Raw genomic sequence first — 14612 nt, 5'->3', positions numbered from 1 at the left:
ATGACTGATATCACTACTGAAAAGGCGCGCATCGGCGCGCCCTCGGCCCAGCCGTTTATCAACGGCTTCACCGAGGAAGGCGAGAACCTTTCGCCCGTGAACACCGGTACGAACACCAGCACGACGTCGGAGCAGCCTTCCGCTGGTCCGCTGGCCGGCGCTTCGGCCAAGAGCCACTCGCATGGTGGCGGCGTAGGCATCCCGGACAGCTCGCGTGCCGGCCGCCTCACGTCCTACAAGCTGGCAGACTTCAAGCCGCTTAACGGACTTGAGGAAGACTGGCGCTTCACCCCGCTGAAGCGGCTTCGTGGCCTTCACACCGACGTCCTCAACGGCGCAGCCCCGGCTGTCAGCGTTACCGCGCCCGCCGGCGTCGTTGTTGAAACCGTTGGCCGCGATGACCAGCGCATCGGCCAGGCAGCCATCCCGGAGGACCTTGTGTCCGCCAACGCCTGGGAGAACTTCGCCGAGGCAACCGTCATCACCGTGCCCGCCGAGCTGCAGGCCGAGAGTGAAGTTTCGGTCCTGATCACCGGCGCCGGCGAGGAACCGTCTGCCCAGCACATCGTGATTGTGGCGGAACGCTTCTCCAAAGCCGTTGTGGTCCTGGACCACCAGGGCACCGCGATTGTCTCCGAGAACGTGGAGATCATCGTTGAAGACGGTGCTGAACTGACCGTTGTCTCCTTGCAGGAATGGGCAGACAACGCTGTGCACGCGTCGTCGCAGCAGGCAGAGATCGGCCGCGATGCCAAGTTCAAGCACATCGTGGTCAGCCTTGGCGGCGACCTCGTTCGCGTCACGCCGTCCACGCGCTTCACGGCTCCCGGTGCCGACGTCGAAATGTTCGGCTTGTACTTCGCCGACGCCGGACAGCACCTTGAGCAGCGCCTGTTCGTTGACCACGCGGTGGCCAACTGCAAGTCGCGCGTTCTCTACAAGGGCGCCCTCCAGGGCCGCAACGCCCACAGCGTGTGGGTTGGCGATGTCCTGATCCGCAAGGAAGCAGAAGGCACGGACACGTACGAGGCCAACCGCAACCTGGTCCTCACGGACGGTGCCCGCGCCGATTCCGTCCCCAACCTCGAAATCGAAACCGGGTTGATCGAGGGTGCCGGCCACGCCAGTGCCACCGGCCGTTTCGACGACGAACACCTGTTCTACCTCATGGCCCGCGGCATCCCTGAGAAGGTTGCCCGCCGACTGGTGGTCCGAGGCTTCCTCAACGAGATCATCCAGCAGATCAAGGTTCCGGCAATCGAAGATCGCCTGACCGCAGCTGTTGAGCGCGAACTCGCCGCGACCGACAACTAAGACAGGCCAGGCAGAGCAACAATGAGTGAAGAAACCAAGGGCGAACTGGTATGCAACGCCAATGACATCCAGGTCAAGCAAGCGCTGCGCGTCCTGATTGATGACTACCCCGTAGCCATCGTCAAGGACTCGATGGGCGAGATCCACGCCATCGCCGATACTTGCTCGCACGCGGACATCTCGTTGTCCGAGGGTGAGGTTGAAGGCTGCGCGATCGAGTGCTGGGGCCACGGATCCCAGTTTGACCTCCGCAGCGGACAGCCGCTCCAGCTGCCTGCTTATGACCCCGTCCCTGTTTTCGCCGTCACCATCGACGGAGACGACGTGTATGTGGACGTGACCAACGTTGTGAACGGCGCCTCGGTAGATCACTACTGAGCGCCCAGTACCGCCAGACTTACGAACGGAAAAGAAAGAAGAGCATGTCAACTCTTGAAATCAAGGACCTGCACGTCAGCATCGAGACGGAGCAGGGCACCAAGGAGATCCTTAAGGGCGTCAGCCTCACCATTAAGACCGGTGAGACGCACGCCATCATGGGCCCCAACGGCTCGGGCAAGTCCACTCTCGCCTCCACCATCGCCGGGCACCCGCGCTACAACGTCACCAGCGGCACCATCACGCTGGATGGCGAAAATGTGTTGGAAATGAGCGTCGACGAGCGCGCCCGCGCAGGCGTCTTCCTGGCCATGCAATACCCGGTAGAGGTTCCCGGTGTCACCATGACCAACTTCCTGCGGACCGCCAAGACTGCAATCGACGGCGAAGCACCGGCCCTGCGCACGTGGACCAAGGACGTCAAGGCTGCCATGCAGCAGCTCCGTATCGACGCCGACTTCGCACAGCGCAACGTCAACGAAGGCTTCTCCGGTGGTGAGAAGAAGCGTGTTGAGATCCTTCAGCTCGAACTCTTCAAGCCGAAGTTCGCCATTCTTGACGAGACCGACTCCGGCCTTGACGTTGACGCCTTGAAGGTTGTCTCCGAGGGCGTTAACCGCGCTCATGAAGAGGGCAACATGGGCACCCTGCTCATTACGCACTACACCCGCATCCTGCGCTATATCAAGCCGGACTTCGTTCACGTGTTCGTCGACGGCAAGGTTGTCGAAGAGGGCGGCCCCGAGCTCGCCGACCGTCTTGAAGACGAGGGCTACGACCGCTACGCCCCAGGCGCCGGCGTTGCCGTTGCTCCTGCCGTACAGGCCTAGTTAGGATCGTTCCATGACCGAAATCAACACGGCGCGCACCAGCCTCGAGGACGTCGAGGAAGCGCTCAAGGACGTCATTGACCCCGAACTTGGGGTCAACATTGTGGACTTGGGCCTTCTTTACGGACTGAAGTACTCCGACGACGACGGCGCACTCCTGATCGACATGACACTGACCACTGCGGCTTGCCCGCTGACGGACGTGCTTGAAGAGCAGGTAGGCAAGTCCCTTGACGGCGTGGTTGATGATTGGCGCCTGAACTGGGTATGGATGCCGCCATGGGGTCCTGAGCGGATCACCGATGACGGCAAGGACCAGATGCGGGCCCTCGGCTTCAACATCTGATCAGCAGTTTTACGCTCGCTTGCAGCGGGTAAAAGGAAGGGTTCCGGGCCACTGGCCCGGAACCCTTCCTTTGTCGTTAGCCCACTGCACTAGGGCGCAGCTACACCAAACGTGTCGCATTTGTTGATGTCGCCCGTGGTGTACCCCTGATAGAACCATTTCTGCCGCTGCTCACTGGAGCCGTGGGTCCATGACTCAGGAGAGACGCGGCCCGTAGCAGCCTCCTGGATGCGGTCATCGCCAACCGCGGAAGCAGCGGAGAGCGCATCCTGCAGATCCTGTTGGGTCAGGGGATCAAGGAAGGGTTTGCCGCTGGCGTCCGTTTGCGTCGTCGCATGCCTGACCCACAAACCCGCATAGCAATCAGCCTGCAGTTCCACCCTGACGGCACCCGACTGCGGACCTTGGGGATCCTGCTGTGCCTGATCCAGGTTTCCGAGGACATTCTGGACATGGTGTCCGAACTCGTGAGCCACGACGTACTCTTGTGCCAGCGGTCCTCCGGAGGAACCAAAGCGGGTCACCAGTTCATCAAAGAAGCCCGGGTCAAAGTAGGCCGTGGTGTCGGCCGGGCAGTAGAAGGGGCCCACGGCACTGGTAGCTGCACCGCAGCCGGTGTTGGTGGCTTCGCTGAAAATGACGGTCTTGGGCCGTGGATACTGGACGTTGTAGTCGGCAAGGTAGTCAGGCCAGAAAGCGTTCAGGCTGTTCACCGTTCCGGTGATCCGGCAGTCCAAGCGTTTGTCCGCGTCAGCACCTGTCTGGCATTCCTGGACACCTCCGGCGCCGCCACCTTCGACGGCGGGCGGCTGGGTTCCGCTGCCTGTCAGGTCGCCCAGGATGTTCGGGTTTATGCCGAAGAGAGCCAGCAGCAGCACCACGATCCCGCCACCAATGCCACCGCCGATCTTGGTCCCGCGGCCCATTCCACTGCCACGTCGGTCCTCCACTTGGGAGGGGTCAAGCTGTGCGCCGTCATTGAAACTCATACAGTCAGAATAGACGTCACTATTGGTGCCCGGCTGCTGACACTGCCGTAAAATCGTCTGGATGCCTTTCCTGGACAAACTTCAGCTCTGGGCCGATGAGCGCCCCCACGACACCGCAGTCGTTGTGGGCAGCAGCCGGCTCACCTGGGTGGGACTCCGCGACGCCGCAGCAGGGCTGCTGGACGATGCGACCACCACTACTGTTCTTGCCGAGCCCAATTCCGTTCGCTTCGTGGAACGCTACACGGCAGCGGTGGCGGGGGAGCGGAGCTGCGCTGTGCTCGACCCCGAATGGCCAATTCCGATGATCGAAGAAGTCACGTCGCGAATCGGCGGGAGCACCAGTCCGGTCGAGACCGGGTTGTTGGACGGGGAGCCGTCCAGTACGTTCCTCATCGGCCTTACATCGGGCACTACCTCCGTCCCCAAAGCCTTCACCAGGTCCCGCCGTTCCTGGCAAGTGTCCTTCGAGGCATCCATCGAGTTCTTCGGCCTCTCACAGGACGACCGGACGCTTGCGCCCGGCCCTTTGTCAGCCAGCCTGAATCTCTATGCGCTCTCGGAGTGCCTGTACGCGGGTGCCGCGTTTCACACGCTCGAATCCTTCGACGTGGGAGACGCCCACGCTGCCATCAGCCACGACGGTATTACCCGCTTGGTCCTCGCACCCACTGCTCTGCGATTGCTCAGCGAACGGGGACTGGCAGGAGACGTGGACGCCTCGGGAATCCGCAGCATCATCTGTGCCGGTTCCAAGTTGGACGCCAGAACCTTGGAGGCGGCCCGGCGGTGGGCGCCCAGGGCGGCCATCTACGAGTATTACGGCGCTTCCGAATTGAGCTTTGTTTCGGGCACCCGCCTGGCTGCCGGGGAACCAATGGACGCCGGTGGTACCGGCATTGGCTCGCCCTTCCCGGGTGTTGAACTGAACATCCTTGACGACGCCGGCAATCCACTGCCGGACGGCGGGCATGGAAACATCAGCGTTCGCAGCGGAATGGTCAGCAATGGCTACCTGTGGGGAGACGATGGCCAAGCCCTGAGGTGCCTCGACGGTTGGTACACCGTAGGGGATCAGGGGTTCCTGGAGAACGGCACCCTTCACATCCTGGGCCGCAGGTCAGACATGATCATTACCTCGGGAAAGAACGTCTATCCGCATGAGGTGGAGCTTGCCGTCGCCTCCGTGCCCGGCGTAGACGGTGCTGTTGCGGCCGGAGCGCCCGACGATATCCGCGGCCAAAAGGTGATCGCCGGCGTTGTGCCTGCCTGCGGTGAGGTCACTGCCACCCAGCTCCGCACGGGACTGGATGGTCTGCTGGCACGGGACAAATGGCCCCTTCAGTACTACTTGTTGGCGGAGTTGCCCCTGACCGACCGGGGCAAAGTCAGCAGAAAAGTCCTCCTGGACTGGATCAAGAACCACGACCCCCGGGCGCAGCTTCTTGGATAGCGACGACGACTCCGCCCGAGAGATCCACGAGTCCCGGCAACCCGTCATCATCGCCGCGCTTCGATCTCCGATTTGTCGCGCCAACGGCCAGCTGAAGCATCTCCGTGCCCCGGACCTCCTGGCACCTGTGCTGACCGCCCTGGTGGAAACAGCAGGTGTGGACCCGGCCGACGTTGACGACGTCATCATGGGCAACGCCGTGGGCGGCGGCGGGAACGTGGCGCGCTTCGCAGCGCTCCAGGCGGGCCTGCCCATCACCGTTCCCGGGATCACCGTTGACCGGCAATGCGGTTCGGGCCTGGACGCCATTGCGCTGGCGTCCCGTCTGGTGGCGGCCGGAGGTGACCCGCTGTTCCTGGCGGGCGGCGTTGAAAGCATCAGTACCGCCCCGGCAAGGGCCAACAGGAACGACGACGGCGAACTCGACTTCTACTCGAGGGCCATCTTTGTGCCACCACAGTTTGGCGACCCTGACATGGGCGTTGCCGCCGAGAACGTTGCCCGGGGGTTTGGCGTTACGCGTGAGCGCCAGGATGAATACGCCCTCCGGAGCCATCGCCGTGCCGTTGAAGCGGCCAGGACAGGCTGTTTCTCTGCGGAAATCGTTCCGCTGAGCTACAACGAAAAGATGGTGGATTCCGACGACGGTCCCCGGGCTTCCCTCCGGGCGCCGCTGATGGCCAGGTTCCCTGCGGCGTTCGTGCCCGGCGGAACGGTCACGGCAGGGAACTCTTGCTGCGACGCGGACGCAGCATCCGCCGTCGTCATCACGTCACTGCAGCGTGCCCGCACCATGGGGGCCACCGACGGATTGGTGGTGCTGGGGTGCGACACCACCGGGGTTGATCCGCAGTTCCCCGGTATTGGCGCGGCGCATGCGGCCGAACGTCTTCTGGACAGCCACTCTATTGCGGCAGCTGATATTGATCTAGTGGAATTCAACGAGGCCTTCGCATCCCAAACCATTGCATGCCTGGAATACGTGGGCATCGATCCGGTGAGGGCCAACCTCCAGGGCGGTGCCTTGGCACTGGGACACGGCTATGGTGCCTCGGGGGCTGTCCTGGTGACCCGCTTGTTGGCTCAGGCACGCAGCATGTATTCCGCTAAGGGAAAGGGCCCGCTGGGGTTGGCCATGATCAGCAGCGCAGGCGGCATGGGAACCGCAGCGCTCCTGCGGTACTCAAGGCTCTAGTCCTTCTCCGGTTCGCCCAATCCGCGGGCCGCCAGTGCATCACCGGTTTGCCGGGCATACGCCACGGTGGTGATGAAGACCGGAAGAACCAGCGCCCGGGGATTGCGTTCAAGCCCGCGTGCCCGCGCTGAGTCCCGTACATCCGAGAATGCGCCGGCAATAAAGGGAATGCTCCTGAGCATCACCGCGATGGTCAAGGCGAAGCGCTCAGGGTCGGCACCGAAGCGCCGGAAGGGCTTTGCCAGTGCCACCACACCATCCAACAAGTCCTGCACGGGGGTGGTGGCTGTCAACACTGAAGCTGCCACCACGCACACCAGCACGTTCAACACGATGCGGGCACCGGTGGGCGCGCCAAGTTGCCACCACTGGAAGAGGCCGACGACCAAGAGGATGGGCATCACCATCCAGATAGCCCGCACGAGGCGACGGAACCCGGCGCCGGTCAGCATGAACAAACCACACATGATGGCAAAGATCGCCACCGAAACGGCCCAGTCGACAATGAGGAACGATGCCGCACCACAGACCGCCACCACCAGGAACTTCAGCCACAGGGGCGTGCGGTGGATGATCGAATTGCCGCGAACGTAGTTGGCGATCAGGAAGCCGTGGCCTCTCACCTGGACACACCACCCAAGCGGGGACTGGGCAGGGGAGTTGCGCACAGCGCACGGTAACGGGCGACGCCTTCGGCAGCACCGCCGTCGAACACGATGCGTCCGGATTCCACCACCAGGACCCTGTCCATGTCGAGCGCAAGCTCCAGATCATGAGTGGACATGATCACCTGTTGGTCCAGGCCGGCAACGGTACGCCGCAGGAGTTCACGGTTCCTCAGGTCCAGAAGCGTGGACGGTTCGTCGAGGACCAGCACTGTGGGATCGACGGCCAGGACTACGGCCAAGGCCAGCAACTGCCGTTCACCACCGGACAGTTCGTAGATGCTTTGATCGGCCAAGTGCAGCAGGCCGAAACGTTCCAGGACTGTTTCTGCCCGGGCCGCCCGCTCTTTGGAGTTCTTGATGGAACGACGCAAGGAAAGCTCAACATCTTCGCGCCCTGTCGGCATCACCAGTTGGGACAAGGGATCGGTAAAGACAAAACCCACATTTCCCCGGACACGGCGCACGGCGGCAACAGTGTCATCGCCGTGGACCTCTACGCTGCCTTCGGACGGCTCAACCAAGCCATTCACCAGCCGTAGCAGGGTGGACTTGCCCGATCCGTTGGCACCGATCACTCCGATCCGGCGTTCGGTCAGTTCAAGGGAAAAATCGTGCAGCAGGGTCTTGGGCGTGTCGCTGCCATCGACAGCGACACGCACCGAAACCCTGCTGAAACTGATGGAATTCATGGAGTGACTGTTCCCGCTTTACTTGACCCGACGCACCAGGACGTCCGGGAAGGCTTTGTGGATTGCCATGGCGATGATCACGGCCAGGACGTTCTTAAGGATATCTCCGGGGACAAAGGGAAGGTCGGCGAGGAAGGCCTTGGCGAAGTCCAACCTGGCGTTGACCATCATGCCCACAACACCCAGCCCGTGGATGATGACGATGCTGCTCACCATGGTGGCGGCGAACAACCAGAGGGCCCGGAACTTGACGGTCCGGCGGATGACGATGGCCGCGAGGTACCCAGTGGCTGCTGCAGCCAAAGGGAACGCAATGATGTAGCCCGCGGAGGGAGTCGCCAGGATACCCAGTCCGCTGCGGCCGCCGCTGAAGATCGGCAGCCCTGCCAAACCCAGCAATACATACAGCCCGACGGCGGCAAAGCCGCGCCCGGCGCCCAGCACCAGTCCGCTGAGCATCACTGTCAGGGTCACCAGGGTGATGGGCACGCCCAGGGCGCCTACCGGGATGCCGGGAACGATCGCGGAGGCTGCCACGAGGGCCGCGAAAACCGCGACGAGACCGAGGTCGGTGGCAGTCCACCGTTTACGGGACATTGGCTTGTGCTGCGCGGTGGCAGCGTTGGTCTGGCTCATGACAGGTCCAATCAGGTGTGATGCGATGTGATGAATGCGGAGCTTTCTCCCCTGTTCATGAGGATACGGATGCCGCTGAAGTGGAATTTTGGAGCCTTCCCACAAAGCTGGCCAGGAATTGTTTGGCCGTTGGCACAGTTAGTTCTTGCGGGGCCCGATGTCACCGCGCGGCCGGGGTACCGGTAGACTTGAACAGGCTGTTCTCACAGCCGCATCCCGCCGCACTTATCGGACCCACCGGTCCCCGCGAGCGTTCCCCATTGAAAGGCATCACCCGAATTGATTACCGTCCAGGACCTCGAACTCCGCGCTGGCGCACGCCTGCTCATGGACCAGGTCAACTTCAGGGTGGACAAAGGGGACAAGATCGGCCTCGTCGGACGCAACGGTGCCGGCAAGACCACCCTCACCAGGGTCCTCGCCGGCGAAGGCCTTCCCGCAGGCGGCAAGGTCACCCGCACCGGTGAAATTGGCTACCTTCCGCAGGACCCGCGGACCCCGGACATGGAGCAGCTCGCCCGCGACCGCATCCTCTCCGCACGTGGCTTGGACGTCGTGGTGGGCAAACTCAAAAAGGCCCACGATGACATGGCCAGCGACGACGCGTCCGTCCAGCGCAAAGCCATGAACCGCTATGACCGTCTGGAAGCTGAATTCCTGGCCGGTGGCGGCTATGCTGCCGAGGCTGAGGCCGCGGCGATCTCCTCCAACCTCGCGCTGCCGGACCGTCTCCTGAACCAGCCGCTGAAGACTCTTTCCGGTGGCCAGCGACGACGCGTGGAATTGGCGCGCATCCTGTACTCCGATGCCGAGACCCTGCTCCTCGACGAACCAACCAACCACCTTGATGCCGACTCCATCACGTGGCTGCGCGACTTCCTGAAGAACCACCAGGGTGGCCTGATCGTGATCAGCCACGACACCGAACTGCTGGAAGCAACGGTCAACAAGGTCTATCTGCTGGATGCCAACCGCGCCCAGATCGACTACTACAACATGGACTGGAAGCGCTACCTGCTCCAGCGCGAAACGGACGAGCGCGCCAGGAAGCGCGAACGTGCCAACGCTGAAAAGAAGGCCCAGGTACTGATTGACCAGGCCAACAAGATGCGTGCAAAGGCCACCAAGGCTGTCGCCGCCCAAAACATGGCCAAGCGTGCTGAGCGGCTGCTGAGCGGACTGGAGGCTGTACGCGAGAACGACCGCGTGGCCGCACTGCGCTTCCCGGATCCCTCTCCATGCGGCAAGACTCCCCTCACCGCGGAAGGGCTCAGCAAGTCTTACGGTTCGCTGGAAATCTTCACGGACGTGGACCTCGCCATCGACCGCGGTTCCAAGGTAGTCATCCTTGGTCTCAACGGTGCCGGCAAGACCACTCTGCTGCGCATGCTGGCAGGCGTCGACAAGCCGGATACGGGCGACATCATTCCCGGTCATGGCCTCAAAGTGGGCTACTACGCCCAGGAACATGAGACGCTCGACGTCGACCGTACCGTCCTGGAAAATATGCGTTCATCCGCGCCGGACATGAAAGATGCCGAAGTCCGCGGCATCCTGGGTTCATTCCTCTTCTCCGGGGACGACGTCGACAAGCCGGCGGGTGTTCTCTCCGGTGGTGAGAAGACCCGCTTGGCCCTGGCCACCATCGTGGCTTCCAGCGCCAACGTCCTCCTCCTCGATGAACCCACCAACAACCTGGACCCCGCCAGCCGTGCGGAAATCCTGGGTGCACTCAAGAACTACAGCGGCGCCGTCGTCATGGTCAGCCACGACGAAGGCGCTGTGTCCGCGTTGAACCCCGAACGTGTGGTGTTGCTCCCGGATGGCGTGGAGGATCACTGGAACGAGGACTACCTGGACTTGATTACGCTGGCGTAAGCCTCGCTTGTCCGTCCGCTGCGTGTGTTGCGTTCCGCTGCGCGGCGCGCCTGATCTGCCGCGTGCTCGCTCGTTCCTCGCTTAGACGCACGCTACGCAGATCAACCGCGTCGCTTCGCTGGCGGTTAGGTCACCCCGCAGGCTGACGCAGCTAGCGGACTTGGAGTTCTTCCGCGGCGGTGATGCGCGCTAGTTCCTCGTAGGCGATGGAGAACATGGAGTTGTGGTCTCCGGCTCCGGCCCAGAGCAGTGGGTGTTCCTGCAGGGACGTGTCCAGAAGTGTCCTGATCTTCCTGGGGTGGCCGACCGGTGCCACTCCGCCTACTTCCTGGCCAGTGTGTTCCAGCACGAAGTCCGGTGTGGCACGGCGGATCTTGCCGATGCCCAGTCGATCGGCCACCATCGCGGTGTCCACCTTCCCCGCTCCACTAGCGAGGATGAGCAGGGGTTCGCCGCTGACCTCGAAGATGAGGCTGTTGGTGATGGCTGCGACACCGCATCCCAGAACAGAAGCTGCGGCAGCCGCCGTCGGGACTTTATCTTCAAAAATCCGGACGGTGTCCTGGGCACCGGCAGTCGTCAGCGCTGACTTCACGTTGAGCACGGAAACGGGGATTGAATCAGTAGCCTTGTGCATCCAGGATGGCGTCTTCCTCTTCTTCGGACGTAGCGCGCTTGTTCTTCCGGGGAGCCGGAGCCCGCTTCTTCGGCGTGCCACCAGCAGCGATGATGTTCTCTTCCTCTTCCTCTTCGGCATCGATGGCGGCGTTGCGGGCCTGTTGCCGCGCCGCGTAGCCGAACCCGATAAACATGAGGACACCAAAGGCAAACCACTGCAGGGAGTAGGAGAGGTGCGTCCCCTCCTCGGTTACCGGTTTAGGGAAGGGCGTCGGCATTGGTTGAACTGCAGGATCTTCACTGGCCAGCTGCCCGTAGGCCCCAGTAGCGATGGGGTAGGGAAGCTCGCTGGCGAAACTGGCCAGGTCAATGGAGGCCAACTGCCCGTCCACCGCTCCACGGTCCAACTTGGGTTCAGCAGGCTTGAGGCGCGCCACTACGGTAACTTGCCCCGTGGGTGGGTCCGGTACAACATCGGGGCGGCCGGGAGTGTTGTTGCCGATGGGCAACCATCCACGGTCAATGACCACCGCTTCGCCAGTGGTGAGGCGGAAGGGAACCACGACGTCGTAACCTGGCTGGCCGTTCAGCGGGCGGTTTCGGACAACCCGCTGGCCCTCCAGGTCGTAGCTGCCGCGCAGTTGGACCTGGGTCCATTCCCGTTCAGGATCCAGGGTGTTGAACTGGTCCTTGATTTCCGTGTAGGGGACAGGCGTGGCCGAGTAGTTGCTCACCACGCGATTGATTTCCGCCAAAGTCTCGGCGCGGCGGTCCATCTGCCAGCGGCCCAGGAAAACACACGCGGTGGCAAAAATGACAGCCAGGACAAAGTACCCCAGCCACTTGCTGGAGAAGAGGAAGCGGTACATTCAGCCGGCCTCGTTCACTGCAGCTTCGCCCGCCGTGAAGGCGATCGTTTCTTTCCACAATCCCCGGGTGGTCAGATACTCCTCCAACCATTCCCGGTGGTCTCCGCAGGAAAGCCACACTTTGCGCCGTTCCGGAGTGTGGATACGCGGGTTGTTCCACAGGAGTTGCCACTGGGCAGCGGACCGGCACCCCTTCCGGGAGCACACAGCCGGAGCCGCGGCACGTTCGGATTCCTGGCCGGCTGCGCCTGGACCGCCGAGGTTAAAGATGTTCATGAAGCCGCCCGTTCCTCGCCGGGGTGTCCGGCCTCGCCTGCAGGCCCCGTTGAAGGGCCGGCTGGATTGCTTGTTGGTTCGTCGTCCACCAGCTCGCCCTGGAGCACCGTGGGTCCATCGGCAGTGGCTTCTTCCGGCTGGGAGGAGCGCTCGATTTCGGGGACAGCCACGTAGTCCAACAATGACTCGCTGTGGTCCTCAGCTTTGTCGTTGCCGTTGGCGATGACAACCGCGATCCATGGGAGGAAAACAGCGCCGGCGATCGCAATGATCTTGAACCACCCATCAACCACGAAAATGAGGATGATGCAGACCATGCGGATACCCATGGCCACCGCGTACTTGATCATGCGCTCACGCATGTCCTCGGAGTGGGCAGCGGCGGCATCCGTGATGCTGTGGACCTCGGGGTCGCCGGAAAAAGCGTCCGGCTCCCCGGGCACTTGCTGCAGGGGACTGTTTTCTCGTGTCACAACTGAATCATCACGCTCCAAAGGCCTCTCCCAATTCTCTCACCAAGGCCGTAGCGGCCCAAACCGCGCAGGATGCCGGTTACCCACGGGTTGGGATGGGCGACAGATAAGATCGTCACAGGAAAATCCCCCTTCAATGCGGCACTTCGATGCCGCGGAACCTGGAGCCACAGCATGTCTGAAGCAGTCACAACCGGCCGCAGCGTCTTGATCACCGGCGGCAACCGCGGCATTGGCCTGGCCATTGCGGAATCGTTCCTCGCCAACGGCGACAAGGTGGCGGTGACCTACCGAAGTGAAGCAAAGCTGCCTGAAGGTATCCTGGGCGTTCAGGCCGATGTCACGGACGAGGCCTCCATTGACGCTGCGTTCAAAATCGTCGAAGAAGCCCATGGACCGGTTGAAGTACTGGTTGCCAATGCCGGCATCACCAAGGACACGCTCCTGCTCCGCATGAGCGAACACGACTTCACGTCGGTCCTCGACACCAACCTCACCGGAGCATTCCGTGTGATCAAGCGGGCGTCCAAGGGAATGATCCGGCTCCGGAAGGGCCGCGTAGTCCTCATCTCTTCCGTCTCCGGCCTCTATGGTGCACCCGGCCAGATCAACTACTCCGCGTCCAAGGCAGGCATGGTGGGCATTGCACGTTCCCTGACCCGCGAGCTCGGCAGCCGGGGCATCACGGCCAACGTGGTGGCGCCCGGCTTTATCAACACCGACATGACGGCTGAACTGCCCGAGGACACCCAGAAGGCCTATCTGGCCAGCGTTCCGGCAGGTCGTTTTGCCGAGGCCTCCGAAGTGGCTGACGTGGTGCGCTGGGTTGCCAGCGACGAAGCAGCGTACATCTCAGGGGCAGTGATTCCGGTGGATGGTGGACTGGGTATGGGCCACTAGCCTGAAGCGCGGTTTTTTGTCCGGGGCCCACAAGCGATTTCGTCCTTGCCGCTGGCATGATGGAAGGCGAGGCCACGGAATTTGGATGAAGTGAACAAAAGGAGCATGAATGGGAACGCTGGATAACAAGACCGCCATCGTCACGGGATCTTCCCGCGGAATTGGCGCCGAAGTTGCCAAGATCCTCGCGGGCGAGGGTGCCGCCGTCGTCGTTAATTACCGGCAGAAGGCGCCCCGGGCCAATAAAGTAGTGGCGAGCATCCAGGAAGCAGGCGGCCGTGCGGCTGCCGTGGGCGCAGACCTCACCACCGACGAAGGCGTGCACGCCCTTGCGAGCAAAGCAATGGAGGAGTTCGGATCCCTGGACGTCCTGGTGCTGAACGCGTCCGGCGGGATGGAATCGGGCATGGAAGAGGGTTACGCCCTCAAACTGAACCGCGATGCCCAGGTCAATATGCTCAACGCAGCCGTTCCTCTCATGCCCGAGGGTTCGCGCGTCGTTTTCGTGACCAGCCACCAGGCGCATTTTGTGGAGACTGTTCCCACCATGCCGGAGTACGAACCCGTCGCGAAGAGCAAGCGCGCAGGGGAGGACGCACTGCGTGACCTGATTCCCCACCTCGCGGACAAGGGCATCTCGCTGGTGGTGGTTTCCGGTGACATGATCGAGGGTACAGTGACTGCGACCCTGCTGGATCGGTCCAACCCAGGAGCCATCGAAGCGCGGCGTGCCGAGGCCGGCAAGCTTTACTCCGTGGAGGAATTCGCAGCCGAGGTTGCCAAGATGGTCACGGCGGACGTCGAATCCGGACACACGGAATACGTTGGCGGAGCCGATTACTTCGGCAAGACTGCCGAGTAGCAAATACCAGCACACAGCTGTGGCCCGGGACCCTGTTCCCGGGCCACAAGTGTTTAACTCCATAGTGGAGGAACAGGCTCCCATGCTTTGAAGTGTCGGTTTGATAAATATTCCGGATTCTCGCGTCACGAAATGGAAATCATTGTTTTGCAGAATTGGTTTTGCATTATGAGAATCCTTCTGGTTGACTCTCCAAGGCAGCCTCGCACGTAGTTGTCAGCACGTTGCATAAACCACG

The 14612-nt window shown here is 62.3% G+C and carries 17 protein-coding genes; 9 read left to right on the top strand and 8 right to left on the bottom strand.

Annotated features, from left to right (window positions below):
* The 4 genes from sufD to ABIE35_RS07015 are packed head-to-tail and all read left to right on the top strand — an operon-like array spanning nt 1 to nt 2868.
* Nucleotides 1-1314 carry a Fe-S cluster assembly protein SufD gene (gene sufD, locus ABIE35_RS07030; protein WP_354513541.1) on the top strand — a complete coding sequence of 438 codons (1314 nt, stop codon included), beginning with the start codon at nt 1-3 and terminating at the stop codon, nt 1312-1314.
* A 21-nt stretch (nt 1315-1335) separates the two neighbouring features.
* Nucleotides 1336-1692 carry a non-heme iron oxygenase ferredoxin subunit gene (locus tag ABIE35_RS07025; protein WP_089595076.1) on the top strand — a complete coding sequence of 119 codons (357 nt, stop codon included), beginning with the start codon at nt 1336-1338 and terminating at the stop codon, nt 1690-1692.
* Nucleotides 1693-1736: 44 nt separating this feature from the next.
* Nucleotides 1737-2522 (top strand): Fe-S cluster assembly ATPase SufC, encoded by a 786-nt coding sequence (sufC, locus tag ABIE35_RS07020; protein WP_089595077.1) that lies wholly within the window; start codon nt 1737-1739, stop codon nt 2520-2522.
* A 13-nt stretch (nt 2523-2535) separates the two neighbouring features.
* The gene (locus ABIE35_RS07015; RefSeq protein ID WP_089595078.1) at nt 2536-2868 is read left to right on the top strand and encodes a metal-sulfur cluster assembly factor; all 333 of its coding nucleotides are present in this window, start codon (nt 2536-2538) and stop codon (nt 2866-2868) included.
* An 89-nt stretch (nt 2869-2957) separates the two neighbouring features.
* Here ABIE35_RS07015 and ypfJ read toward each other — a convergent pair whose 3' ends face one another.
* Nucleotides 2958-3857: a KPN_02809 family neutral zinc metallopeptidase gene (gene ypfJ, locus ABIE35_RS07010; protein WP_354513538.1), complete on the bottom strand. Its 900-nt coding sequence runs from the start codon at nt 3855-3857 to the stop codon at nt 2958-2960.
* 61 nt (nt 3858-3918) lie between these two features.
* Here ypfJ and ABIE35_RS07005 point away from each other — a divergent pair, with 61 nt between their 5' ends.
* Both ABIE35_RS07005 and ABIE35_RS07000 read left to right on the top strand, forming a co-directional pair.
* Nucleotides 3919-5310 carry a class I adenylate-forming enzyme family protein gene (locus ABIE35_RS07005; RefSeq protein ID WP_354513536.1) on the top strand — a complete coding sequence of 464 codons (1392 nt, stop codon included), beginning with the start codon at nt 3919-3921 and terminating at the stop codon, nt 5308-5310.
* Complete coding sequence (locus tag ABIE35_RS07000; protein WP_354513534.1) at nt 5303-6505, top strand: thiolase family protein; 1203 nt, start codon at nt 5303-5305, stop codon at nt 6503-6505. Before ABIE35_RS07005 ends, ABIE35_RS07000 begins: the two co-directional genes overlap by 8 nt.
* Here ABIE35_RS07000 and ABIE35_RS06995 read toward each other — a convergent pair.
* From ABIE35_RS06995 to ABIE35_RS06985, 3 genes are read right to left on the bottom strand one after another with little or no spacing between them, the layout of a single operon-like run.
* Entirely contained in the window at nt 6502-7128 is a 627-nt protein-coding gene (locus ABIE35_RS06995) for an energy-coupling factor transporter transmembrane component T family protein (RefSeq protein WP_354513532.1), read from the bottom strand. The two genes, ABIE35_RS07000 and ABIE35_RS06995, sit on opposite strands and share 4 nt — an antisense overlap.
* On the bottom strand, nt 7125-7862 hold the full coding sequence (locus ABIE35_RS06990; RefSeq protein WP_354513530.1) for an energy-coupling factor ABC transporter ATP-binding protein: 738 nt from the start codon (nt 7860-7862) through the stop codon (nt 7125-7127). The genes ABIE35_RS06995 and ABIE35_RS06990 overlap by 4 nt, the downstream gene beginning before the upstream one ends.
* Nucleotides 7863-7880: 18 nt before the next feature.
* Nucleotides 7881-8498: a biotin transporter BioY gene (locus ABIE35_RS06985; protein WP_354513528.1), complete on the bottom strand. Its 618-nt coding sequence runs from the start codon at nt 8496-8498 to the stop codon at nt 7881-7883.
* A gap of 279 nt (nt 8499-8777) precedes the next feature.
* Here ABIE35_RS06985 and ABIE35_RS06980 point away from each other — a divergent pair, with 279 nt between their 5' ends.
* Nucleotides 8778-10376 carry an ABC-F family ATP-binding cassette domain-containing protein gene (locus ABIE35_RS06980; RefSeq protein ID WP_089595084.1) on the top strand — a complete coding sequence of 533 codons (1599 nt, stop codon included), beginning with the start codon at nt 8778-8780 and terminating at the stop codon, nt 10374-10376.
* Between the two features lie 151 nt (nt 10377-10527).
* Here the strand turns inward: ABIE35_RS06980 and ABIE35_RS06975 are convergent, their stop codons facing one another.
* Genes ABIE35_RS06975 through ABIE35_RS06960 form a run of 4 tightly spaced genes read right to left on the bottom strand, consistent with a single transcriptional unit; the run spans nt 10528 to nt 12633 of the window.
* Entirely contained in the window at nt 10528-11013 is a 486-nt protein-coding gene (locus ABIE35_RS06975; protein WP_354513526.1) for a YbaK/EbsC family protein, read from the bottom strand.
* Complete coding sequence (locus tag ABIE35_RS06970) at nt 10997-11863, bottom strand: SURF1 family cytochrome oxidase biogenesis protein (RefSeq protein ID WP_354513524.1); 867 nt, start codon at nt 11861-11863, stop codon at nt 10997-10999. The genes ABIE35_RS06975 and ABIE35_RS06970 overlap by 17 nt, the downstream gene beginning before the upstream one ends.
* Nucleotides 11864-12139, bottom strand: coding sequence for a hypothetical protein (locus tag ABIE35_RS06965; protein WP_354513522.1), 276 nt, complete (start codon nt 12137-12139; stop codon nt 11864-11866).
* Complete coding sequence (locus tag ABIE35_RS06960; RefSeq protein WP_354513520.1) at nt 12136-12633, bottom strand: DUF3099 domain-containing protein; 498 nt, start codon at nt 12631-12633, stop codon at nt 12136-12138. Before ABIE35_RS06960 ends, ABIE35_RS06965 begins: the two co-directional genes overlap by 4 nt.
* A 153-nt stretch (nt 12634-12786) precedes the next feature.
* Here ABIE35_RS06960 and fabG point away from each other — a divergent pair, with 153 nt between their 5' ends.
* Both fabG and ABIE35_RS06950 read left to right on the top strand, forming a co-directional pair.
* Nucleotides 12787-13512 carry a 3-oxoacyl-ACP reductase FabG gene (gene fabG, locus ABIE35_RS06955; protein WP_354513518.1) on the top strand — a complete coding sequence of 242 codons (726 nt, stop codon included), beginning with the start codon at nt 12787-12789 and terminating at the stop codon, nt 13510-13512.
* 109 nt (nt 13513-13621) lie between these two features.
* Nucleotides 13622-14374: an SDR family oxidoreductase gene (locus ABIE35_RS06950; RefSeq protein WP_354513516.1), complete on the top strand. Its 753-nt coding sequence runs from the start codon at nt 13622-13624 to the stop codon at nt 14372-14374.
* The last annotated feature ends 238 nt before the right edge of the window (nt 14375-14612 follow it).

It is taken from the genome of Paenarthrobacter sp. 4246 (assembly GCF_040546855.1).
Taxonomy (GTDB): Bacteria; Actinomycetota; Actinomycetes; order Actinomycetales; family Micrococcaceae; genus Arthrobacter.
This window is presented reverse-complemented; position numbering and strand designations above follow the sequence as displayed.

Coding starts and splice junctions, on each gene's coding strand:
- ABIE35_RS07015 (WP_089595078.1), top strand. CDS start 2,536: ATGACCGAAATCAACACGGCGCGCACCAGCCTCGAGGACGTCGAGGAA.
- ABIE35_RS06970 (WP_354513524.1), bottom strand. CDS start 11,863: ATGTACCGCTTCCTCTTCTCCAGCAAGTGGCTGGGGTACTTTGTCCTG.
- sufD (WP_354513541.1), top strand. CDS start 1: ATGACTGATATCACTACTGAAAAGGCGCGCATCGGCGCGCCCTCGGCC.
- fabG (WP_354513518.1), top strand. CDS start 12,787: ATGTCTGAAGCAGTCACAACCGGCCGCAGCGTCTTGATCACCGGCGGC.
- ABIE35_RS06950 (WP_354513516.1), top strand. CDS start 13,622: ATGGGAACGCTGGATAACAAGACCGCCATCGTCACGGGATCTTCCCGC.
- ABIE35_RS06990 (WP_354513530.1), bottom strand. CDS start 7,862: ATGAATTCCATCAGTTTCAGCAGGGTTTCGGTGCGTGTCGCTGTCGAT.
- ABIE35_RS07005 (WP_354513536.1), top strand. CDS start 3,919: ATGCCTTTCCTGGACAAACTTCAGCTCTGGGCCGATGAGCGCCCCCAC.
- sufC (WP_089595077.1), top strand. CDS start 1,737: ATGTCAACTCTTGAAATCAAGGACCTGCACGTCAGCATCGAGACGGAG.
- ABIE35_RS06985 (WP_354513528.1), bottom strand. CDS start 8,498: ATGAGCCAGACCAACGCTGCCACCGCGCAGCACAAGCCAATGTCCCGT.
- ABIE35_RS06965 (WP_354513522.1), bottom strand. CDS start 12,139: ATGAACATCTTTAACCTCGGCGGTCCAGGCGCAGCCGGCCAGGAATCC.
- ABIE35_RS06975 (WP_354513526.1), bottom strand. CDS start 11,013: ATGCACAAGGCTACTGATTCAATCCCCGTTTCCGTGCTCAACGTGAAG.
- ABIE35_RS07025 (WP_089595076.1), top strand. CDS start 1,336: ATGAGTGAAGAAACCAAGGGCGAACTGGTATGCAACGCCAATGACATC.
- ypfJ (WP_354513538.1), bottom strand. CDS start 3,857: ATGAGTTTCAATGACGGCGCACAGCTTGACCCCTCCCAAGTGGAGGAC.